Genomic DNA, 21,262 nt, shown 5'->3' with positions numbered 1-21,262 from the left:
TCGTGGAAACCCGATTCTCTCGGATTCCCAACGGGGAACCGCCGCCTTCAACCTTCAACTACGCCTGGGACATTGCCCGCAGGACGCAGCCGAGTTGGCGCGACGCTGGAACGCGTACCCCGCGCTCGTCAACGCGCTCAGCATTGCCAGTCAACATCAGGCAACGGTTACGCTTTCGAAGTAAAGTGCGGGGTGGCCGACTGCAGTGTCTTGCATAAAGAGAAAAGCCCGTTTCGCGGGCTTTTTTCGGCTGGTCTGAAGGGCCACACGTGCCCTTCAGACCAAAACATGCTCGGTCATTGCATAAAGCTCGTATCTGATGCTTCTAGCCTTTTGCGTGCCGTTTGCGAGTTGGCAAACGTCAGTATGCGAAATGTTGTCCGCACGAGCGGTGTCGTAGACCCCAAAAGCACGGGCGTCATCGCAGATAACTTCGCGAATACGTGAAACAGGAAGCTTGCCCAGTGAATGCACGGTCACAGGCGGCTTCTCGGCATTTTCCGGCTTGGCATTGCGCTCGTCAGCACGCGCTTTCGCGCGAGCTATCACTTCCTCGACGGTCGTGTACGCCAGCCGATCGCTCGAAAAACCTCTGTTTGTGACGTCGTCAAACCATATCGGCTTAATCTTCTGCTTTTCGTCGTCAAAAAAGTTCGGATGCATTACCTGCCGTACGATCAGTTCTTCGTTTTTAACGACGCCCGGCGAATGGTCCGACGCAGTCTCCCCTTCCCAAGCGAGTGCTTCGGGAATCTTCTGGAGGGCCTTCACCTTCTGGTTGTCTTCTGCGTGTTCCGCAAAAAAATCGCTGCATGCGTTCCCCGGCATGGCTACCCTATGCGTTTTGCCCTCGGCCAAGCATTTGGGCAAACCAATCTTGGCTGAGACTGTGAAGATCATTCACGGAGGCGAAGTTTTCCTCCGCAGTTTGTTTGTTTTTTACGAAGATCGACAGCGAGCCGTTCCCCTCAAACGCAATGTCCGCATAGAAAGAAGGCATATCCCAGTACAGCCCGACGTCGCCGGAGGACCCGATCATGGGCGTGGGTATGGCTATCCCGCCGGGCAGATGGCCCAAGAGGGCGATCGCATCGGCCAATTGGCGGGAATCCGGAGGAGATGCGCCATTGCCATCCCAATCGTCTTGTAGGGCCGCATAGCTGGAAATCTCATTCTGCGCCTGCGTCAGACGATCTATCGGCAATGCCGCATTTCGAAAGACTGGTTCCACCTCGGTTTCCACCACGCTCTTACCGCTCTGTACATATTTCGGCGCAATGGACGAGTTGAACTCCGATGGGCTAACAATCCCCACCGGCTGGTTTACCTTCAACCAATCAATCGCCTGAGTCGCAGGCTGCGTAAGGGTGGCGCCGACAACGGCCACGCCTAGCATGGTTGTTAGCCTCATTTAACCCTCTTGTTGAACGGTCAAACCGATTTTGGCCAAAACGGCCGCAGAGAAAACCGCCTGCAATGCCGATTTGTTTTGCCTATGCAGCATTGGCATTACATCACGTAATGCGGCCATCGCGCGCTCTTGGGACCACACAGGAGTTCCGAACGTAGCCTTGTGCGTCAGCATTGTGCCGATCTGCCGATGCTGGTTCAGATCGCCGACGTTGACGTTTATGTTGTTGAGCAGATTGCCGGGCCACTCACCATTCATAGTTTCTACGAAACCGTGGTGGGAATGCCAAGCCGACGTCAGACCGTAACAATTCGGCGGTAGGTAGGCCGACCCGGCGCGAAAAATCTCGCGCAAATCTAGTCGAGCAGGATCGTCTCGCCAAAGGAACAAGTCTTGATATTGCAAGGTAAGTGAGGTCAAAGCACGCCCAGACAAGACGAGCGGCAGCACAATTTCCAACCATCCTTGAACTCGCGGCCACACGGTGTCCCATCTACTGTATTCGTTCAAAGCGACAATACAACTCTCTCTCTGGACTTGAATCATCCGAGTGAAGGTGCCGGGGACATGGTCACTCGTATGAAGGAATTGGATGCCCCCCAACTGTGCAGCGGGCGTCGCCGGGGCTTTGGGTTTGTGGTATTTGCTCGCTTTCTTTGGCGCTTCCCCCACGTTAACCGTTATCTGCTGCTGTTCCTGCACGACCGGGAACGACGACTGAAACCGAGACGCAAGTTGGCGAAGCGCCTTTAAGGTAGTCGTCTCCAGCGGCGTCGCCCATTCGAGGACGAAAGCCACACTTTGAACCGCATGGTCGCCGGCGAAGGGGTGGAGTGCATCGATAGTCATATTATTCTTTCATTGGAACCAACAATCGCCGGACACCAGAGCTTCCCGAATGCTTCGCGGCGAGACTAGACGCAACTAGCCACATAATCGCACTAATAGTAGGGAAAAGTGGGCCCCCGCGCAATAGTTGGCGCGCCGTCCATAGGGCTATCGGCAGCACCGCACGTTGCTTTAGGGAATAGCGGCCTTGGGAGAGTACGCGACAGCCGTTTGGGCGCTGCTACTGTTCTGCTACAGCATTCGCGCTGCGACTTATCTGGTGGGCGTCCGGCCTGTCGTTCCACCCCCTGAACTATGGGGCCGCTCGCAACGCGTCAATATAGTTCGCCTACCTCTGCATCAAGTCGCGCCGTTCGTTCAGCCATAGTGTGCGATTGTAGGCCCGGCCGAGACTGTCACGAACCTCGCGCGCGAGTCACATCTCCACGATACCGGCGTCGATTGCCGGATATGGGGGCATTCAAGGATGGGCGACGACGGTGTCGATGACAATACTCGTTACGCCAAATTTACGCCAAACTGCGCTGATAACTTTGCTGGATAAGGCTTTCTGGCTTATTGATGGTCCCCCTGACAGGAATCGAACCTGTATCTAGCGCTTAGGAGGCACTTGTTCTATCCATTGAACTACAGGGAGAGGACCGGGCCGGACAGCTCGGCGAGAACTCGTCGAGTCCAGACTGACCAGCGAGCGCAGAGTATATCAAACCGGCGCGGGCAAAAGGAGAGCCACGCCAGGGGCCGCCCGCGCCTCCCGCCAATGCCGGAAAAACAAACGGCCCCGCAGACATCGCCTGCCGGGCCGTGCAAACCACCTGACCATCCGGCGAAGCGCTCGCAACCGCGCCCATCGCCCGACGTCATCCCAACTTCAAAACTCCACCACCGCGAACTCCGCCTTGCCCACGTCGCACAGCGGGCAGCGCCAGTCTTCCGGAATGGCGGCGAAACGCGTACCCGGCGCGATGCCTTCTTCGGGCAGACCGTCTTCCTCGTTATAGATCCAGCCGCAAATCAGGCAGACCCAGCTCTTGTATTCCGTCACTTCGATTACTTCGCTCACGACACACTCTCTCGTTCAATGCAATGGCCGGCTTACTCTGCCCCTTTTTGGGGCATGCGGCGACCCGCAATATTACCGGAATTTGTCAAATCAGCCCCGGACGACCGACGCGGCTCCGCCGCAGCGCATCCGCGGCGTGCCCGCGCTCGCGCGACGGGCCTCGTCACACAACGCGTGTACGCTTCCATCTGCAAGCTAACTGATTGGACAGATATGGCACCCGCCCGGCATCGATTGCGACCATCGGTCTCAGGCGACGCCGCTGGCGGCGCCGGATGGCCGGATTTCGTTACCAAAGGAGAAAAGCATGTTTAAAAACAGATGGTTGGTCGGCATCGCGGCGGCTGGGCTGCTCGCCGTGTCGGGCGTGGCGCAGGCGGCGGGCGTGTACTTCGTGCAGCCGGCGGACGGCGCGACCGTCAGCAATCCGGTGCACGTCGTGTTCGGCCTCGACGGCATGAAGATCGCGCCCGCCGGCACGATGACGGAGGGCACCGGCCATCATCATCTGCTGATCGACGGCAAGCCGCTGCCGAAGGGCGAGGTCGTCCCCGCCACCGACAAGTCGCTGCACTTCGGTAAAGGCCAGACCGAAACCGATCTGACACTGGCGCCGGGCGACCATACGCTGACGCTGCAATTCGGCGACGGTGCGCATCGCTCGTACGGACCGGAGATGAGCAAGACGATCACGGTGCACGTCAAGTAAGCCGCTGTTCGAACGGGGCGGGCGCGCGTCGCCCGCCCGCGCCGAACGCGCTGCCCGCCGTGTCGCGGGTCGCATCGCGCGCGTGTTCCCGCCCGGCATACAGGCGAGCGGCGCCGCGCCCGGTACAATGAGCAGTTCCGACTCATCGCTGTTTTCTCCCATTCCCATGTCGCTTTACACCATTACCGGAGCCCAGCTGGCGTTCGGTCACGTCGCGCTGCTCGACCACGCGGACTTCTCGCTCGAAGCGGGCGAGCGAGTCGGGCTGATCGGGCGCAACGGCGCGGGCAAGTCGTCGCTGCTGAAAATCGTCGCCGATCTGGCCAAACCCGACGACGGCCTCGTCACGCGTCAGCAGCATCTGAGCACGGTCTACGTGCCGCAGGAGCCCGAGTTCGACGCCGACGACACCGTGTTCGACGCGGTCGCCGCCGGTCTCACCGAGGCGCGCGCGCTGCTCGACGAATACGACGCGGTCGCGCATCAGCTCGCCGACACACCCGAGGGCACCGAACACGACGCATTGCTCGCGCGCATGAACACGCTGCAATCGTCACTGGACGCCGCGGACGCATGGAACTGGAGCACGCGCGTCGCGACCACGCTGCAGCAGATCGGCCTGAACGGCGAAGCGCGCGTCGGTTCGCTGTCGGGCGGCATGCAGAAGCGCGCCGCGCTCGCGCGCGCGCTCGTCGTGCAGCCCGATGTGCTACTGCTCGACGAACCGACCAACCACCTCGACTTCGACGGCATCCGCTGGCTCGAAGATCTGCTGGTGTCGCTGCGCGCGGGGCTGCTGTTCATCACCCACGATCGCGCGTTTCTCGACCGCGTCGCGACACGCATCGTCGAACTCGATCGCGGGCGGCTGCTGTCGTATCCGGGCAATTTCTCCGCGTACCAGACGCGCAAGGCGCAGCAGCTCGAAGTCGAGCGCATCGAGAACGAGAAGTTCGACAAGCTGCTCGCGCAGGAAGAAGTGTGGATCAGGAAGGGCGTCGAGGCGCGCCGCACGCGCAGTGTCGGCCGCATCGCGCGGCTCGTGCAGATGCGCAACGAGCGCGCCGAGCGCCGCAACGTGCAGGGCAACGTGAAGCTCGACGTCGGTCAGGGCGAGAAGTCCGGCAAGATCGTCGCGGAACTGACGGACGTGACGAAGCGCTACGGCGAGCGCACGGTGGTGGACCGCTTCACGGCCACGGTGATGCGCGGCGACAAGATCGGCTTCGTCGGTCCGAACGGCGCGGGCAAGACCACGCTGCTCAAGCTGATCCTCGGCGAACTCGCGCCAGATGAAGGCAACGTGCGTGTCGGAACGAATCTGCAAGTCGCGTATTTCGATCAGATGCGCGCGGCGCTCGATCTGGAAAAGAGTCTCGCCGACACGATCAGCCCAGGCAGCGAGTGGGTCGAAGTCAACGGCCAGAAGAAGCACGTGATGAGCTATCTCGGCGACTTCCTGTTCGCGCCGGAACGCGCGCGTTCGCCGGTCAAGTCGCTGTCCGGCGGCGAGCGCAACCGGCTGTTGCTCGCGCGTCTGTTCGCGCGCCCGGCCAACGTGCTGGTGCTCGACGAACCGACCAACGACCTCGACATTCCGACGCTCGAACTGCTCGAAGAATTGCTGATCGACTACGACGGCACGGTGCTGCTCGTCAGCCACGACCGCGCGTTTCTCGACAACGTGGTGACGTCGGTGATCGCATCGGAAGGCGGCGGCAAGTGGCGCGAATACGTCGGCGGCTTCACGGACTGGCAGACGCAGCGCGATCGCTCCGAGCAACTCGCGCGCGAAGCGCAGAAAGAGGCGAGCAAGGAAGCGCCGAAAGAAACGGCGACGAAGGACAGCACGGCGGGCCGCAATGCGCAGCGAACGGTGAAGCTCTCGTTCAAGGAGCAGCGCGAACTGGAGGCGCTGCCGAAAATGATCGCCGACCTCGAAGCCGAGCAGAAGGCGATCGGCGCGCAGCTCGAAGACGGCTCGGTGTTCGCGAAGGATGCACGCGAAGGCGCGCGTTTGACCGAGCGCTATGCCGAAATCGACGAAGAACTGATGCTCGCGCTCGAACGCTGGGACGAACTGGAAAACCGCGTCAAGTGACGCAACGTGGAGCGGGCGCCGTGCGCCGTGCTCCACTCGCATGATCCGACGCGGCGTGCGCGGCCGGCACAAAAACAACAGAAAACGCCGCCGCGCACTGCACGGGAATTCGGCGGGCGCACGCCCGTGCGGTTCCGCCGACACCTATTGCGCCGCCATCCCGCGCGCCTTCCATCCTTCGGCGCGTGTCCCCCGGCGCCCGCCGCGCCTTATCCGGTCGGCCAATTCGGCGCGACGTCAATTGCCGCCGTGATCTAAATCAGTACAATACCCCGCGAACGGGCTTCCCCAGCGGGCTGTGCGTCCCCGTCCGGCCTTCGAGCGCGTCAGCGCAAGCCGCACGACAAAACAGCTTGCCCGCATTGCGGGCGCCCCACCTAACCCCGTTGTTTCGTTTCGCTTTTTTTGAAAACTCAACGCATTGTCCACGGCCCTGTCCACAGGACCTGTGGACAACGATGAACCGACGCACCGAGTCAATCATGTCTACGAAAAAGCCAAACGCCGCGTATAGCGAAGCGTCGATCAAGGTGTTGAAGGGTCTGGAGCCGGTCAAGCAACGCCCCGGCATGTACACCCGCACCGAGAATCCGCTGCACATCATTCAGGAAGTCATCGACAACGCATCGGACGAAGCCCTCGGCGGCTACGGCCGGCAAATCACGGTCACGCTGCACGCGGACCATTCGGTCTCGGTCGACGACGACGGCCGCGGCATTCCGTTCGGCCTGCACCCCGACGAGGGCGTGCCGGTCGTCGAAATCGTCTTCACGCGCCTGCATGCGGGCGGCAAGTTCGACAAGGCCGCCGGCGGCGCCTATACGTTCTCGGGCGGTCTGCACGGCGTCGGCGTGTCGGTCACGAACGCGCTGTCCACGCGGCTCGACGTCACGGTGTGGCGCGACGGCAAGGTGGCCGAATTGAGCTTCGCGCACGGCGACGTCGCGAAGCCGCTCCAGGTGCGTGCCGCCGCCAAGGCCGACAAAAAATCCGGCACGCGCGTGACTGCGTGGGCCGATCCGAAATACTTCGATTCGCCGAACCTGCCGCTCGGTGAATTGCAGCGTCTGTTGCGCTCGAAGGCGGTGCTGCTGCCGGGCGTCGAAGTCACGCTCGTCAACGAGAAAACCGGCGAGCAGCAAAGCTGGAAATACGAAGACGGCCTGCGCGGCTATCTGCTCGAAGGCATGAATGGCAGCGATCTGCTGATCCCGCTGTTCGAGGGCGAGCGCTACGCGGAAAGCTCGCGCTCGAGCGAAGAGACGTTCGCCGAAGGCGAGGGGGCGGCGTGGGTCGTCGCGTGGAGCGAGGAGGGGCCGCTCATGCGCGAGTCGTACGTGAACCTGATTCCGACGCCCGCGGGCGGCACGCATGAGTCGGGTCTGCGCGATGGTCTTTACCAGGCGGTCAAGAGCTTCGTCGAGTTACACAACCTGCAGCCGAAGGGCGTGAAGCTGCTCGCCGAAGACGTGTTCGCGCGGGTGTCGTTCGTGCTGTCGGCAAAGGTGCTGGACCCGCAGTTTCAAGGGCAGATCAAGGAGCGCCTGAATAGCCGCGATGCGGTCAAGCTGGTGTCGTCGTTCGCGCGGCCGGCGCTCGAACTGTGGCTGAACCAGCACGTCGAGCACGGCAAGAAACTCGCGGACCTCGTGATCAAGCAGGCGCAGGCGCGCACGCGCGCGGGGCAGAAGGTCGAGAAGCGCAAGAGCTCGGGTGTCGCGGTGCTGCCCGGCAAGCTGACCGATTGCGAATCGACGGAAATCACGCGCAACGAACTGTTCCTCGTCGAGGGCGACTCGGCGGGCGGCTCCGCGAAGATGGGTCGCGACAAGGAATACCAGGCGATCCTGCCGCTGCGCGGCAAGGTGCTGAACACGTGGGAAACCGAGCGCGATCGCCTGTTCGCGAACAACGAGGTGCACGACATTTCGGTGGCGATCGGCGTCGATCCGCACAACCCGGACGACAAGGTCGATCTGTCGAATCTGCGCTACGGCAAGATCTGCATTCTGTCGGACGCGGACGTCGACGGCTCGCACATTCAGGTGCTGCTGCTCACGCTGTTCTTCAAGCATTTCCCTCAGCTGATCGAGGGCGGCCATGTGTGCGTCGCGCGTCCGCCGCTGTTTCGCGTCGATGCGCCCGCGCGCGGCAAGAAGCCCGCGCAGAAGCTCTACGCACTCGACGAAGGCGAGCTCGAGGCGATTCTCGACAAGCTGCGCAAGGACGGCGTGCGCGACAACCAGTGGTCGATCAGCCGCTTCAAGGGCCTCGGCGAAATGAGCGCCGAGCAGCTGTGGGACACGACGATGAATCCCGACACGCGCCGCCTGCAACCGGTCGCGCTCGGCGAACTCGACTACGACGCGACCGTCGCGCGCATGACGATGCTGATGGGCAAGGGCGAAGCGGCGTCGCGCCGCAGCTGGCTCGAAGAGAAGGGCAACGAAGTGGAAGCGGACATCTGAGCGCGTTGCGCTCCACTGCCGCAACGACACTTCAAGCCAAACACGGACACGGAATCTAGATGGACGACGATAACACTCTCGACCTTTTCAACGAGCCGCCTCCCCCGGAAGGCGACTATCTGACGCTCGGCAACTACGCGGAGCGCGCGTACCTCGAGTATGCGGTCAGCGTGGTCAAGGGCCGCGCACTGCCCGATGTCTGCGACGGCCAGAAGCCGGTGCAGCGCCGCATCCTGTTCGCGATGAACGAGATGGGTCTCGGCGACAACGCGAAGCCGGTCAAGTCGGCGCGCGTGGTCGGCGACGTGCTCGGTAAGTATCACCCGCACGGCGACCAGTCCGCGTACGACGCTCTCGTGCGTCTCGCGCAAGACTTTTCGATGCGCTATCCGCTGATCGACGGCCAGGGCAACTTCGGCTCGCGCGACGGCGACGGCGCGGCGGCGATGCGCTACACCGAAGCGCGCCTCACGCCGATCGCGAAGCTGCTGCTCGCCGAAATCGACCAGGGCACGGTCGACTTCATGCCGAACTACGACGGCTCGTTCGAAGAGCCGAAGACGCTGCCGGCACGTCTGCCGTTCGTGCTGCTCAACGGCGCATCGGGTATCGCGGTCGGTCTCGCAACCGAAATCCCCTCGCACAACCTGCGCGAGGTCGCGGGCGCGGCGGTCGCGCTGATCCGCAATCCGAAGCTGTCGCATGCCGAGTTGATGCAGCACGTGCCCGGTCCGGACTTTCCCGGCGGCGGCCAGATCATTTCGAGCGAAGCGGAAATCGCCGCCGCGTACGAAACCGGCCGCGGCAGCCTGAAGGTACGCGCGCGCTGGAAGATCGAAGACCTCGCGCGCGGTCAGTGGCAGCTCGTGATCACCGAACTGCCGCCCAATACGGCCGCGCAGAAGGTGCTCGAGGAAATCGAAGAGCAGACCAACCCGAAGATCAAGCTCGGCAAGAAGGCGCTGACGCCCGAGCAGTTGCAGACGAGGCAAACGCTGCTCGGGCTCGTCGACGCGGTGCGCGACGAATCGGGCAAGGACGCGCCGGTGCGCCTCGTGTTCGAGCCGAAGTCGAGCCGCATCGATCAGACCGAGTTCGTCAACACGTTGCTCGCGCATACGAGCCTCGAATCGAACGCACCGTTGAACATGGTGATGGTCGGCGGCGACGGCCGGCCGCGTCAGAAGGGCTTGAGCGAAATCCTGCACGAGTGGATCGCATTCCGTTTCGCGACGGTGACGCGCCGCACGCGGCATCGTCTGTCGAAGGTCGACGACCGGATCCATATTCTCGAAGGCCGGATGATCGTCTTCCTGAATATCGACGAGGTCATCCGCATCATTCGCGAATCGGACGAGCCGAAGGTCGCGCTGATGGCCGCGTTCGGCCTCACGGACCGCCAGGCCGAAGACATCCTCGAAATCAGGCTGCGTCAGTTGGCGCGCCTCGAGAAGATCAAGATCGAGAAGGAACTGGCCGAACTGCGCGAAGAGAAGGCCAAGCTCGAAGAGTTGCTCGGCAGCGAGTCGGCGATGAAGCGCCTGCTGATCAAGGAAATCGAAGCCGACGCGAAACAGTACGGTGACGAGCGTCGCACGCTGATCCAGCAGGAAAAGCGCGCGACGTTCGAAGCGCGCGTGGTCGACGAGCCGGTCACGGTCGTTGTCTCACAGAAGGGCTGGGTGCGCGCGCTGAAGGGCCATGGGCTCGACACCGCGGGCTTTACCTTCAAGGCCGGCGATGGCCTCTACGCAGCGTTCCAGTGCCGCACGCCCGACACGCTGATCGCGTGGGGCAGCAACGGGCGCGTCTATTCGGTCGCGGTCGCTCAACTGCCGGGCGGACGCGGCGACGGCGTGCCGGTCACGTCGCTGATCGAGCTCGAATCGGGCAGCCATCTGATGCACTACTACGCGGCGTCGTCGGAACAGGCGCTGCTGCTCGCGTCGAGCAACGGCTTCGGCTTCATCGCGAAGGTCGGCGACATGGTGAGCCGCGTGAAGGCCGGCAAGTCGTTCATGACGATCGACGCCGGTGCCGCGCCGCTCGCGCCGATGCCGATGCTGCCGGACGCCGCGCAGGTCGCGTGTCTGTCGTCGGGCGGGCGTCTGCTCGTGTTCGGCCTCGACGAGATGAAGACGTTGTCGGGCGGTGGCCGTGGTGTCACGCTGATGGCGCTCGACGACAACGAAACGCTCGTGCAGGCGCTCGCAATCAACAAGGCCGGCGTGATGCTGATCGGCACGCGCCGCGGCGGACGCGTCGACGAGGAGAAGCTGGCCGGCGCCGAGCTTGCGGCGCATGTCGGCAAGCGTGCGCGCAAGGGACGCGCGCCCGACAGCAAGATGAAGCTCGACGGCATGCGTCCGGTGCTGCCGGCTTAGTCGTCAAGTGGTGTCGATTTAACGAAGTTTGATGCTGTAAAGCCACGGGCGCCTGCTAGCATGCGGGGCGCTCGCGGTCTGTCGCAATAAAGTCCGTCGCGCGAAGGGTGTGGAAACAAACGGGGCGCGGCGGCCTCGCGGTCGGATCAAGGTGCCGCGATCACCACGACAAAATACGACGCAATAGACGTCGATACCCGGAACTGCCTGCATCACGTATGGTCGAACGCGCTCAGTTGCTGCTGAGCGGGATCAAGTGTCCTAAACGGTGTGGCGTCGTCGGGAGAGAGGAAAAACTATATGAACAAGGCTATCGAAGTCGCGCTTTTTCTGCATCTGCTCGGGGTGGCGGTGTGGGTCGGCGGTATGGTGTTCGCGCATTTCTGCCTGCGCCCGGCGCTCGGCGATCTGTCGCCGCAACTGCGCCTGCCGCTGTGGGAGTCGGTGTTCGGCCGCTTCTTCAACTGGGTCGGGGTGTCGGTACTCGTGATCCTGATCAGCGGCGGCTTCCTGCTGATGCAGTTCGGCGGCGGTCATGCCACCTGGCCGCTGCATGCGATGGCCGGTCTCGGCATCGTGATGATGCTGATCTTCGGGCATATCCGCTTCGCGGTGTATCCGCGCATTCGCCGCGCGGTGCAGGCGCAGAAGTGGCCCGATGGCGCGCAGGCGGTTGCTACGGTCCGCCGTCTGGTGCTGATCAATCTCGTGCTGGGCGTCGTGACGATCGGCGTCGCGGTGCTGTCGCGCGGATTCTGATCCTCTGATCGGCTGATCGCCAACGGCGCAACGGGCGTCGCGCGGCCCGCGACGCGTCAGGTCGCGGCGCCGTACGCGAGCCACAGGCCGCACACCACCGCCACCGTTCCGTACACGGCATACACCGGCACCTTCAGCTTCGCGAAGCACATCGCGGAGAACGTCGCGGTCAGCAGATAGATCGGCTCCAGTGGTACGCGCACCGCAATGCGCAGTACCGCGACCGCGAGAAACGCGGTCGTGACCGCGCGCAGAATCCTCATGCCGTGCTCGAAGCGCGGGTTCGCCTTCAACTGATGCAGATGCCGCTGCGCGAGCACGACGAGGCAGCCCGACGGCACGAACAGCGCGAGCGTCGCGATCAGCGCGCCGAGCCAGCCATCGACGAGATAACCGAAGAACGGCACCACGTTCAGCAAAGGCCCGGGCGACAGCGGCGACAGCGTAAACGCGAGCGTGAAGTCGTTGTCGGATACGCCGATCGCGGGCGTGACGAATAGTGTCTTCAACACCGGCAACGCCGAGAAGCCGCCACCGAACAATGTCATGCCGGCGCCCGCGAGGCGCGGCCACAGCAGCGCGAGGTCATAGCGATGCGGCAGCGGCAGTGCAAACAGCACGAGCAGCGCGCCGAGCGCGGCCAGCAGCCGGTAGTCGCCGCGTTGGAACGACAACGCGAGTCGCGAGTCGCGCTCGGGACTCGCAACCCAGCCGGTGCCGAAGGCCGCGCCGAGCATCATCACATACGCCGCGGCGCTGTGCGCATAGAGGAGCGCGACGCTGCCGAGCAGCGCCGCCGTCCATTCGAGCTTGCCGTGCACGAGCGCGCGCGTCTGCTTGTACCAGGTGACCGCGATCAGCGTCGCGAGCACGACGCTGAAGTGATGCAGCAAGGTTTGCGATGCGATGTTGTGCACGATGGGCGTGCGGTAGAAGATCGCGAACAGCGTCATCAACGTGAAGAAGGGCAGCACGCTCGCCACTCCGGCAACCCACGCGCCCGCGCGTCCGCGCAGCGCGTGCCCGAGTTGCACGGCGACGTTGCAGCCGACGGGTCCCGGCACCATCCACGCGAGCGCGATCAGATCCGAGAACGCCATGCGCGACAGCCGCCCCTCGCGTTCCACGTAGTGATGCTCGAGCTGCGCCATCAACGCGAGGCCGCCCCACGACAGCGCCGACAGGCCGCACACGACCCGGAACAGCGTCCATAGGGGCTCCCGTTGCACGCGGCGGGCAGCTTCCTCGCTGGTGATGGTTTGCATCGGCGCTGCGGGGGCCCACGGTGCGGGCGCTCGTCCTTTAATTGTTGGTGCTGGATACGCTGCTTGCGCTGTCGGTTTCGTGCGTAGCGCGGCGGCCGCTGACGTTGCTCATGCCGCACACCCCGAAGCGTTCGAGCAGCGCCGGGATCGCCTCCACCGGCACCGGACGCGAGAACAGGAAGCCCTGCGCCTCGATATGGCCGAGCGCGGCCAGCCACGCAATCTGCTCTTCGGTCTCCGTGCCTTCGACCACCACCGTGAGCCCGAGCGAGCGCGCGAGGTTGACGATCGCGGTGACCATCACGCAGACGCTGCGGTCGCCCGGAATCGCCTGGACGAACGAGCGGTCCACCTTCAAGGTATCGACGGCGAAGCGGTTCAGATAGGACAGTGACGAGTAGCCGGTGCCGAAATCGTCGAGCGCGATGCGTACGCCGAGACGTTTCAATGCGAAGATTTTTTCGGAGACGAGTTCCGGAAATTCCATCATCGCCGTCTCGGTGATTTCGAGTTCGAGGCGGCGCGCGGAGATGCCGGTTTCCTCGATCGCGCGCGAGATCGTTTCGAACAGGTCGCCGCGCCAGAACTGCACCGCCGAAATGTTCACCGCGAGCGACAGCGTGTCGTAGCCCTGCTGCTGCCATTGCGCGAGCTGACGGCAGGCGGTCTCGATCACGAAGTCGCCGATCGGCACGATCAGGCCGGTCGACTCGGCCACCGGGATGAATTCGTTGGCCGGGATCAGTCCGTGCTGCGGATGGTTCCAGCGCACCAGCGCTTCGAAGCCGGTGATGCAGCGGCGCGTCAGATCGATCTTCGGCTGATAGGCGAGGAACAGTTGCCCCTCGGCCAGTGCGACGCGCAACTGCTGTTCCCACTTCATCAGATGGTCCGCGCGATGCGACAGATGCGGCGAATAGAACTGGTAGCAGTTCTTGCCGGCGTCCTTCGCGCTGTACATCGCGAGGTCGGCTTTCTTCAGCAGGTCGATCTCGCTTTCGTTGACGACCGAGTACAGCGCGATGCCGATGCTCGCATGCAGCACGAACGAGCTGCCGCGCACCTCGAACGGCTTCGAAAACGCTTCGCTCGCGGCTTCGGCGAGCGTGACCGCGCGCTTCTCGACATCGTCGCCCTTGATCACGACGACGAACTCGTCGCCGCCGATGCGCGACAGCGTGCCATCGTCGCCGACCGCGGTGGCGAGGCGCGAGGCCGTCATCTGCAGCACGATGTCGCCGGCGTTGTGGCCGAGCGTGTCGTTGACGGTCTTGAAGTTGTCGAGGTCGATAAACAGAATCGCGAGGCGGCCCAGATTGAACGGCTGCGCGACGTCGTGGCGCAGCGCCTGCAGCGTCGCATAGCGATTGCGCAGGCCGGTCAACAGATCGTATTCGACGAGGTGGGTCATCTCGCGCTCGCGGCCGAGCAGCTTGCCGATCAGCCCGGTCGCGACCCCGAAGAAGCTGAGCATCGCGAGCGAGATGAAGCCCGCCATCAACAGATAGACGTTGCGCGTGTGGTTGTAGTCGGCGAATTCTTCGCCCTGCGAAAGACCGACGAGTACCCCGAGCGGATAGCCGTCGATGTGCCGGTACGACACGATGCGCGTGACGTTGTCGATCGAATCGACATAGGTGCCCGACACGTGCTCCGAGGTCGGATACGTGCCGCTCGCGGTGAACGTGCCGCTCGCCTTGTTGGCGTTGCCGGTGCGCCGCGCGAGCACGGTGCCGTTGTCCGAGATCACCGCGATCACGCCTTCGCGGCCGATCGCCGCGTTGTTGTAGAAGTCCGACGTGAAGTAGCTTGGGTCTTCGGAGACCACCACCACGCCCGCGAACGAGCCGTCGGGATGGTTCAGACGCCGCGTCATCTGCAGCGTCCAGTGACCCGACACGCGGCCGAGCACGGGCTTGCTGATATACAGCTGGTCGTCGTTCTCGTGCTCGTGAACCTTGAAGTGCTCACGGTCGGACAGGTCGATGTGAGCGGGGTTGAGTTCGGCCGTATTTGCGATCAGTCTGCCGTGCTCGTCGATCAGCGACACCTGCACGAGCGTTTCGCTTTGCACGACGCCTTTTTCGACCGTGCTCGCGAGATCGAAATGATTGGGCGTCTTTTCGAACTCGTACTTGACGAAGCGCGTGATCTGATCGACCTGGTGAATCGCCTTGATGGTGTGCTGCTCGAGCGCCGCGGAAAGAATTGCGGAAGACGCCATCGCTTCGCGGTAGGTCGCGTCTTTCTCTACCGACAGACGCGCGAAGATCACGGTCCACAGCAGGATCAGCACGAGTACGCCGAGCGCCGGAATGACGAGCAACGCGCGTCGGCGCGTGATCATCGGATCGCGTCGCGGCCTGGCTTCGCGCGGGTCGGAGAAGCGGGACTGAGTCATCGTGCGGCCCTTGGCTGAGTGCGGGCCGCTTGCAAACGCACGGGCATCGACTGCGCGAAATAGATGGATGGCTGCATGGTGACCAAGGTGCCAAAGCTGCTGCGCAGGAGGAGAGGGCGTGGCGCCGAGGCGGACCGTCCACAGGTCATCGGATACGGTTCGATATTACTTAATGCCACTGGATTAAGGAAGCGTCCGGGCATGGGGTATACGCGGGCGCGGCGGGGGGCTGTGTCCGGCTATCCATGAGGCCGGCAGGGCCGCCGCGATGAATTCGGACAACCAGGTATGGCGATGCAATAGTGCTGCGGCTTTTTGTGGTGTGAGGCGGCGACATGCGGCATTTCGCCTTGGTTTGCGCGTGAAGCCCGGGTCCGCTTACGCGAGCCGGCACGTGCCGTCGACGATCGTCACCGAAGGGCCGCCGATCCAGATCTTGCCGCGCGCATCGTCGTAGTGGACCGACACGTCGCCCGCGCGCCCGAGCGCGGTGCCCTGACGCGCCGTGTAGCGCGCGCCGGGACGACGTTGCTGCAGGCTCAGCAGTCCGGCGAGGGCGGCATTGGCGCTGCCCGTCACCGGGTCTTCACCGACGCCGAAGCCACCGCCCGCCATCAGGCAACGGACCTCGAACGTCGCGGGACCGTCGGCTTCGTGCGGTCCGTACACGGCGACGCCGTGCGTGTCGACCGCATGCACGAGCTCGGCGAGCGCCGCCGCATCGGGTTCGAGCGCCAGGCAGGCGCGCGCCGAATCGAGCCGCACGACGAGCCACGGCGCACCGTTGTCGACCGCGCACGGCGGCGCGCTGAAGTCGATCGCCTGGCTACGTAAAGCCGTAGACAACGCCTCGTAACGATGCTCGGCGAGCGGCGTCACGCGCGCGGGCGGCGCGGCGAACGCCCATGCGCCGTGTGGATTGTCGGCGCCGTCGAGCGCTTCGAGTTCGACCAGACCCACGCCGCATTGCTGGATCAGCTTGCCGGCCTGCTTCGGCTGGTAGCCGCTTTCGCGCAAAGCATGCGCTGTGCCCAAGGTCGGATGACCCGCGAACGGCAACTCGCCGCCCGGCGTGAAGATGCGCACGCGATAGTCGGCGGCCGCATCGGTGGGCTTCAGCAAAAAGGTGGTTTCGGACAGATTGGTCCAGCGCGCGATGGCCTGCATCTGCGCGGTTTCGAGCGCATCGGCGTCGAACACGACGGCAAGCGGATTGCCCTTGAACGGTGTCGACGTAAACACGTCGACCTGTTTGAAACGAACGGTGTGAGCGGACATCGACTGGCCCCGGCGCAAAGGACATTGAGGGAGTTCGCGGATTCTATCCGCCTGCGCGGCGGCGATCCACCGTCGCCATAAAACAAAAACGCGCCGCCGGTGCATGACACCAGACGGCGCGTTCGATTCGCAATGCGGTGTGCATCGCGTACGAAAGTCACGTTATTCCGTACACATCGTCACGACGCTTCGTTGCTCATTCGACCTCGGCGATCAGTTCGATCTCGACGCACGCGCCGAGCGGGATCTGCGCAACGCCGAACGCCGAGCGTGCATGCTTGCCGCGCTCGCCGAACACGTCGGCGATCAGTTCCGACGCACCGTTCGTGACCAGATGCTGCTCGGTGAACTCGAGCGTCGAGTTGACGAGGCTCATCAGCTTGACGATGCGCGTCACGCGGTTCAGGTCGCCGACCTGCGCGTGCAAGGTGGCGAGCAGATCGATCGCGATCGAACGCGCGGCGGCCTTGCCTTCTTCGGTGCCGAGCGTCGCGCCGAGCTTGCCGACCCACACCTTGCCGTCCTTCTTCGCGATGTGGCCGGACAGGTACACCGTGTTGCCGCTTTGCGCGCTCATCACATAGGCCGCTGCCGGCGCACCCGCCGTCGGCAGTTCGATGCCGAGTTCCTTGAGCTTGTCGTACACATTCGATTGAGCCATGTCGTGTCCTCGTTTCGGTGAGATTGCATGAATGCAGGCGGGGCGAAGTCCGCGCGCAACGCGCGTGCAGACTTCGCCCCGATGACAGTGCGGCTAACGCCGTTCAGATTTTCGCGCGCACGAGTGCGCCGAGACGCGCCACGCCTTCATCGATTTTAGCCGGTGGCACCGTGACGAACGACAGACGCAGCGTGTTGTGCTGCGGCTCGCTCGCGAAGAACGGAGCGCCCGGCACGAACGCGACGTTCTGCGCGACCGCTTCCTCGAGCAGCTTCATGGTGTCGATCCCCGCCGGCAGATTGACCCAGATGAACATGCCGCCTTCCGGACGGTTCCAGCTGACGCCTTCGGGCATATAGCGTTCGAGCGCGGCGAGCATCGCCTCGCACTGGTTGCGATACAGCTCGCGGATGGTCGGCACGTGCGTGTCGAGGAAGCCGTCCTTGACCACTTCGTGCACGATGCGCTGCGTGAAGCTCGGCGTGTGCAGGTCGGTGGCCTGCTTGGCCTGCACGAGTTTGAAGATCAGCTCTTCGGGCGCGATGATGAAGCCGACGCGCAGACCCGGCGCGAGCACCTTCGAGAACGAGCCCAGATAGACGATGTGATCGGGCGCCATCGACAGCATCGTCGGCAGCGGTTCGCCCGCGTAGTCGAGTGCGCCGTAGGGGTCGTCCTCGATCACCGGGAACGGCGCGGTCTTCGCGAACTCGGCGAGCGCGCGGCGGCGTTCGACCGGCAGACGGCGGCCCGTCGGATTCTGGAAATTCGGCTGCGCGTACAGCAGACGCGCGCCTTTGATCAGTTCCGGCTGCAGGCCTTCCGGGATCAGGCCCTGATCGTCGGTCGGCACCTGCACGTAGTGCGGCTCGTACATCGAGAACGATTGCAGCGCGCCGAGGTAGGTCGGCGTTTCGACCAGCACCGGGCTATCGACGCAGACGAGCACCTTGCCGAGCAGGTCGAGCGCCTGTTGCGAGCCGGTCGTGATCAGCACCTGCGACGCGCGGATCTGCGCGCCGTTGGTCGAGTAGCGCTGCGCGACCCATTCGCGCAGCGGCAGATAGCCTTCGGTCGCGCTGTACTGCAGCGCCGCGGCGGGCGTGTCGCGCAGGATGCGGTCGGACGCCTCGCGCATGCGCTCGGCCGGGAAGGTGGCCGGCGAGGGCAGGCCGCCGGCGAAGGAGATGACTTCGGGCCGTTCCGTGACCTTCAGGATCTCGCGGATCGCGGAGCTCGTGAGCTTGCGTGCGCGTTCGGACAATTGCCACGTCGGGGCTTTCAGATCGCTTTGGTCCATGATCTCCTCTGCTGGTGTTTCTGGAACCGGTCAAAAACCTCAATTATCGCGCGACTGGGCTACTGGCGCCGCTGGGGGCATCGGGGTTGCCACTCGGGAGTGCCCCAATCACGCGCTGCTTATGCGAGGGTTCGCGGACCCTCGGGTGTTTCAAATTCGGCGACGAGCGCCGCGGCGCCGTCGGTCGGCTGTACGTCGAGCAGATGCGCGGCGCCGAGCCAGCGCAGTTGCTCGCTAATCAGCTCAGGCCGCGGGTGCACGGCTTTCAATGCTTTCAGCGCGAGGTTCGTCGGCGCCAGCGACTGTGACGGATGCCGCGTCGAATCCCACTGGATCAGCGAGGGCAGCACGCCGTCGCCGGCGCCTTGCCATGCGGGGAACGACCCGTCGTCGGGCACCGTCAGGCCCCACGTGAAATCGCCGCGCGTCATCGGCACGACCGGCGCGATGCGCTGCGGATACTGCGCCTGCCACGTCGCCAGATGCTTCGGCCGCTCGACGCGCGCGACCCAATGCGACAGATACGGCCCGTTTTCGAGTCGCGCCCGCGTCGCCGGGTCGTCGAGCGCGAACAGGCGTGGGCGTGGTGCGACGCCATCGGCTGCATCGGCGGCGGCGCGCGGATCGATCGCGATCACCTCCAGGTAGACGCCGCCCCACAGGCCCAGCAGGCGATTATGGGTGCGCATCAGCGGATGCGCGCCGCCGCCGGCCGGGGCGACGCCGAGCGTATCGGCGACGTACTGGACGCCTTCGTCCAGCGTGCGCGCGGAGACGACGAGGTGATCGAGACTGAGCGATTGGGCTGTCAGGGCTGTCATGGCGGATCGACGGAAAACGCGGTTCTGCGCAAGGACCGGTTGCGCGCCACGCTTGAAGGCTGCGCTGCCGGGGCCGTAAGCATAACCGTTTGACGGATCGGCGGGCCATGCGGATGGTTCTGCGTTTCGTCACCATCCTTCGCTGGAATCAAATGTAACGGCCGTGACCTGCACAGTAACGGTACAATCGACGCGATACCTTTCGGTACAGTTGGAGCCCGTCATGTCCGTCCCGCTTGCGCAGATTCCCGCCCCGCATGACACCGCGTCGCTGACGCTGGTCGAACAGCTGGTCCAATGGGCGCGGCGCCGCATCGAAGAGCGCGTGTTTCGCCCCGGCATGCGCATGCCGTCGATCCGCAAGCTCGCACTCGACAAGGGCGTGTCGCGCTTCACGGTGGTCGAAGCGTACGAGCGGCTCGTCGCGCAGGGTTTCCTGGAGTCGCGGCGCGGCTCCGGCTTCTATGTGCGGGAGCGCCAGGGCGGCGCGGCGACGGTCTCGGAGCTGCGCTCGCGCGCCGAGCCGCTGCCCGCGCCGGCCAATATCGACGTCGTCTGGCTGCTGCGCAACATGCTGCACACGGGTGCGCGGCCCGAGCGCAGCCCGGGGCTCGGCTATCTGCCGGCCCGCTGGCTCGACGGCGACCTGATCACCAACGCGCTGCGCACGCTCGGCCGGCAGAGCGGCATGCAGATGCTCGGCATCGGCACCGCGCAAGGTTTCCTGCCGCTGCGCCAGCAATTGCAGACGCGGCTCGAAGAGCTGGAGATCGGCGCGTCGCCCGAGCAGATCGTGATGGTGTCCGGCATCACGCAGGCGATCGACCTGATTTCGCGCATCTACGTGAAGCCGGGCGATGCGGTGATCGTCGGCGATCCGGCATGGTTCCAGATGTTCGGCTCCTTCGCGTCGCAGGGCGCGCGGCTCGTCGGCATGCCGTACACGCCGGACGGCCCCGATCTCGACGCGCTCGAAGCGCTGATCCAGGAATGGCGCCCGAAAATGCTGGTGATCAACTCGGTGCTGCAGAACCCGACGGGCACGTCGCTCACCGCCGCGCAGGCGTTCCGCATCCTGCGGCTCGCCGAGGCGTACGACTTCATCGTCGTCGAGGACGATATCTACGGCGACCTGTGCCCGCCGGGCTACCCGGGCACGCGGCTCGCGAGCCTCGATCAGCTGAAGCGCGTGATCTACCTCGGCAGCTTCTCGAAGACGCTCGCGCCGAATTTGCGCGTCGGCTTCATCGCGTGCGCGCCGGAAGTCGCGATGGTGGTCAGCAATCAGAAGATGCTGGTCGGCATGACGAGCCCCGAGTTGAACGAGCGCGTGATCTACAAGATCCTGACCGAGGGCCACTACCGGCGGCACGTCGAGCGCATCCGCGCGCGGCTCGACGGCGTGCGGGAGAAGGCCGTGCGGATGATCGAAAAGACCGGCATGAGGCTGTTCCTGACGCCGACGGCCGGCATGTTCCTGTGGGCCGACACCGGCGTCGACGCGGGCGCGCTCGCCGCGGCCGGGCACGAAGCCGGCTATCTGCTGACGCCGGGCGGCCTGTTTTCGCCGCAGCAGTCGCCAAGCACATGGATGCGCTTCAATATCGCCAATTGCGGCGATCCTGAATTGCCGGCGTTTCTGAGCCGATATCTCGACGGCGTCGCGCGCCGCGCCTCTTGAAACCGCGCCGGATCGTCCCCAATTGCGCGGACGATCCGGCGGTCCGGCGGTCCGGCGCTCCGGCACGGCGGACCCGAACGATGTTTCGCCGCCGCCCATCCCCCATTCGCA

General features: G+C 64.2%; 17 protein-coding genes and 1 tRNA gene. 7 read left to right on the top strand and 11 right to left on the bottom strand.

From position 1 onward, the window contains the following. Positions 1-184 (top strand): hypothetical protein (locus EVC45_RS46295; protein ID WP_211193543.1); only part of this gene is annotated, 184 nt, incomplete at its 5' end. 92 nt (positions 185-276) lie between these two features. Here EVC45_RS46295 and EVC45_RS37935 read toward each other — a convergent pair. From EVC45_RS37935 to EVC45_RS37915, 5 genes are all read right to left on the bottom strand, one after another. Continuing rightward, on the bottom strand, positions 277-828 hold the full coding sequence (locus tag EVC45_RS37935; protein WP_129963246.1) for a hypothetical protein: 552 nt from the start codon (positions 826-828) through the stop codon (positions 277-279). Between the two features lie 7 nt (positions 829-835). After that, positions 836-1,411, bottom strand: coding sequence for a hypothetical protein (locus EVC45_RS37930; RefSeq protein WP_211193542.1), 576 nt, complete (start codon positions 1,409-1,411; stop codon positions 836-838). Continuing rightward, on the bottom strand, positions 1,412-2,260 hold the full coding sequence (locus EVC45_RS37925) for a TIGR04255 family protein (protein ID WP_129963244.1): 849 nt from the start codon (positions 2,258-2,260) through the stop codon (positions 1,412-1,414). 562 nt (positions 2,261-2,822) lie between these two features. Continuing rightward, positions 2,823-2,897: transfer RNA gene (locus EVC45_RS37920), tRNA-Arg, on the bottom strand. 234 nt (positions 2,898-3,131) lie between these two features. Next, positions 3,132-3,323 (bottom strand): rubredoxin, encoded by a 192-nt coding sequence (locus EVC45_RS37915; protein WP_129963243.1) that lies wholly within the window; start codon positions 3,321-3,323, stop codon positions 3,132-3,134. Between the two features lie 307 nt (positions 3,324-3,630). Here EVC45_RS37915 and EVC45_RS37910 point away from each other — a divergent pair, with 307 nt between their 5' ends. The 5 genes from EVC45_RS37910 to EVC45_RS37890 all read left to right on the top strand — a co-directional run bounded on the left by EVC45_RS37910 (position 3,631) and on the right by EVC45_RS37890 (position 11,744). Beyond that, on the top strand, positions 3,631-4,032 hold the full coding sequence (locus EVC45_RS37910) for a DUF4399 domain-containing protein (RefSeq protein ID WP_129963242.1): 402 nt from the start codon (positions 3,631-3,633) through the stop codon (positions 4,030-4,032). Between the two features lie 166 nt (positions 4,033-4,198). After that, entirely contained in the window at positions 4,199-6,133 is a 1,935-nt protein-coding gene (locus tag EVC45_RS37905; RefSeq protein ID WP_129963249.1) for an ATP-binding cassette domain-containing protein, read from the top strand. A gap of 482 nt (positions 6,134-6,615) precedes the next feature. Beyond that, positions 6,616-8,601: a DNA topoisomerase IV subunit B gene (locus EVC45_RS37900; RefSeq protein WP_129963241.1), complete on the top strand. Its 1,986-nt coding sequence runs from the start codon at positions 6,616-6,618 to the stop codon at positions 8,599-8,601. A gap of 59 nt (positions 8,602-8,660) precedes the next feature. After that, a complete protein-coding gene (gene parC, locus EVC45_RS37895; protein ID WP_129963240.1) occupies positions 8,661-10,985 on the top strand; it encodes a DNA topoisomerase IV subunit A in 2,325 nt (774 codons plus the stop codon). Positions 10,986-11,285: 300 nt separating this feature from the next. After that, positions 11,286-11,744: a CopD family protein gene (locus EVC45_RS37890; RefSeq protein WP_129963239.1), complete on the top strand. Its 459-nt coding sequence runs from the start codon at positions 11,286-11,288 to the stop codon at positions 11,742-11,744. 56 nt (positions 11,745-11,800) lie between these two features. On the opposite strand, the gene EVC45_RS37885 is transcribed toward EVC45_RS37890, so the two are convergent. From EVC45_RS37885 to EVC45_RS37860, 6 genes are all read right to left on the bottom strand, one after another. Continuing rightward, entirely contained in the window at positions 11,801-13,009 is a 1,209-nt protein-coding gene (locus EVC45_RS37885) for a chromate transporter (RefSeq protein ID WP_129963238.1), read from the bottom strand. 37 nt (positions 13,010-13,046) lie between these two features. After that, positions 13,047-15,410 carry an EAL domain-containing protein gene (locus EVC45_RS37880; protein WP_129963237.1) on the bottom strand — a complete coding sequence of 788 codons (2,364 nt, stop codon included), beginning with the start codon at positions 15,408-15,410 and terminating at the stop codon, positions 13,047-13,049. Positions 15,411-15,788: 378 nt separating this feature from the next. Continuing rightward, positions 15,789-16,688 (bottom strand): PhzF family phenazine biosynthesis protein, encoded by a 900-nt coding sequence (locus EVC45_RS37875; RefSeq protein WP_129963236.1) that lies wholly within the window; start codon positions 16,686-16,688, stop codon positions 15,789-15,791. Positions 16,689-16,884: 196 nt separating this feature from the next. After that, positions 16,885-17,349, bottom strand: coding sequence for a RidA family protein (locus EVC45_RS37870; RefSeq protein WP_129963235.1), 465 nt, complete (start codon positions 17,347-17,349; stop codon positions 16,885-16,887). A 103-nt stretch (positions 17,350-17,452) separates the two neighbouring features. Beyond that, positions 17,453-18,649: a PLP-dependent aminotransferase family protein gene (locus tag EVC45_RS37865; protein WP_129963234.1), complete on the bottom strand. Its 1,197-nt coding sequence runs from the start codon at positions 18,647-18,649 to the stop codon at positions 17,453-17,455. Between the two features lie 119 nt (positions 18,650-18,768). Continuing rightward, the gene (locus tag EVC45_RS37860) at positions 18,769-19,461 is read right to left on the bottom strand and encodes a VOC family protein (RefSeq protein WP_129963248.1); all 693 of its coding nucleotides are present in this window, start codon (positions 19,459-19,461) and stop codon (positions 18,769-18,771) included. Between the two features lie 232 nt (positions 19,462-19,693). Between EVC45_RS37860 and EVC45_RS37855 the strand changes: the two genes are divergently transcribed. Continuing rightward, positions 19,694-21,151 (top strand): PLP-dependent aminotransferase family protein, encoded by a 1,458-nt coding sequence (locus EVC45_RS37855; RefSeq protein ID WP_129963233.1) that lies wholly within the window; start codon positions 19,694-19,696, stop codon positions 21,149-21,151. Positions 21,152-21,262: the final 111 nt, after the last annotated feature.

Origin of the sequence: Paraburkholderia sp. UYCP14C (genome assembly GCF_004197395.1) — a bacterium.
GTDB lineage: Bacteria > Pseudomonadota > Gammaproteobacteria > Burkholderiales > Burkholderiaceae > Paraburkholderia.
The sequence above is the reverse complement of the archived record's forward strand: the minus strand, read 5'-3'. Positions and strand labels throughout refer to the sequence as shown.

What these genes read in the sequence shown, in the direction of transcription:
- EVC45_RS37935 (WP_129963246.1), bottom strand. Translation starts at nt 828, where the DNA reads ATGCCGGGGAACGCATGCAGCGATTTTTTTGCGGAACACGCAGAAGAC.
- EVC45_RS37930 (WP_211193542.1), bottom strand. Translation starts at nt 1,411, where the DNA reads ATGAGGCTAACAACCATGCTAGGCGTGGCCGTTGTCGGCGCCACCCTT.
- EVC45_RS37925 (WP_129963244.1), bottom strand. Translation starts at nt 2,260, where the DNA reads ATGACTATCGATGCACTCCACCCCTTCGCCGGCGACCATGCGGTTCAA.
- EVC45_RS37910 (WP_129963242.1), top strand. Translation starts at nt 3,631, where the DNA reads ATGTTTAAAAACAGATGGTTGGTCGGCATCGCGGCGGCTGGGCTGCTC.
- EVC45_RS37905 (WP_129963249.1), top strand. Translation starts at nt 4,199, where the DNA reads ATGTCGCTTTACACCATTACCGGAGCCCAGCTGGCGTTCGGTCACGTC.
- EVC45_RS37900 (WP_129963241.1), top strand. Translation starts at nt 6,616, where the DNA reads ATGTCTACGAAAAAGCCAAACGCCGCGTATAGCGAAGCGTCGATCAAG.
- parC (WP_129963240.1), top strand. Translation starts at nt 8,661, where the DNA reads ATGGACGACGATAACACTCTCGACCTTTTCAACGAGCCGCCTCCCCCG.
- EVC45_RS37890 (WP_129963239.1), top strand. Translation starts at nt 11,286, where the DNA reads ATGAACAAGGCTATCGAAGTCGCGCTTTTTCTGCATCTGCTCGGGGTG.
- EVC45_RS37885 (WP_129963238.1), bottom strand. Translation starts at nt 13,009, where the DNA reads ATGCAAACCATCACCAGCGAGGAAGCTGCCCGCCGCGTGCAACGGGAG.
- EVC45_RS37880 (WP_129963237.1), bottom strand. Translation starts at nt 15,410, where the DNA reads ATGACTCAGTCCCGCTTCTCCGACCCGCGCGAAGCCAGGCCGCGACGC.
- EVC45_RS37875 (WP_129963236.1), bottom strand. Translation starts at nt 16,688, where the DNA reads ATGTCCGCTCACACCGTTCGTTTCAAACAGGTCGACGTGTTTACGTCG.
- EVC45_RS37870 (WP_129963235.1), bottom strand. Translation starts at nt 17,349, where the DNA reads ATGGCTCAATCGAATGTGTACGACAAGCTCAAGGAACTCGGCATCGAA.
- EVC45_RS37865 (WP_129963234.1), bottom strand. Translation starts at nt 18,649, where the DNA reads ATGGACCAAAGCGATCTGAAAGCCCCGACGTGGCAATTGTCCGAACGC.
- EVC45_RS37855 (WP_129963233.1), top strand. Translation starts at nt 19,694, where the DNA reads ATGTCCGTCCCGCTTGCGCAGATTCCCGCCCCGCATGACACCGCGTCG.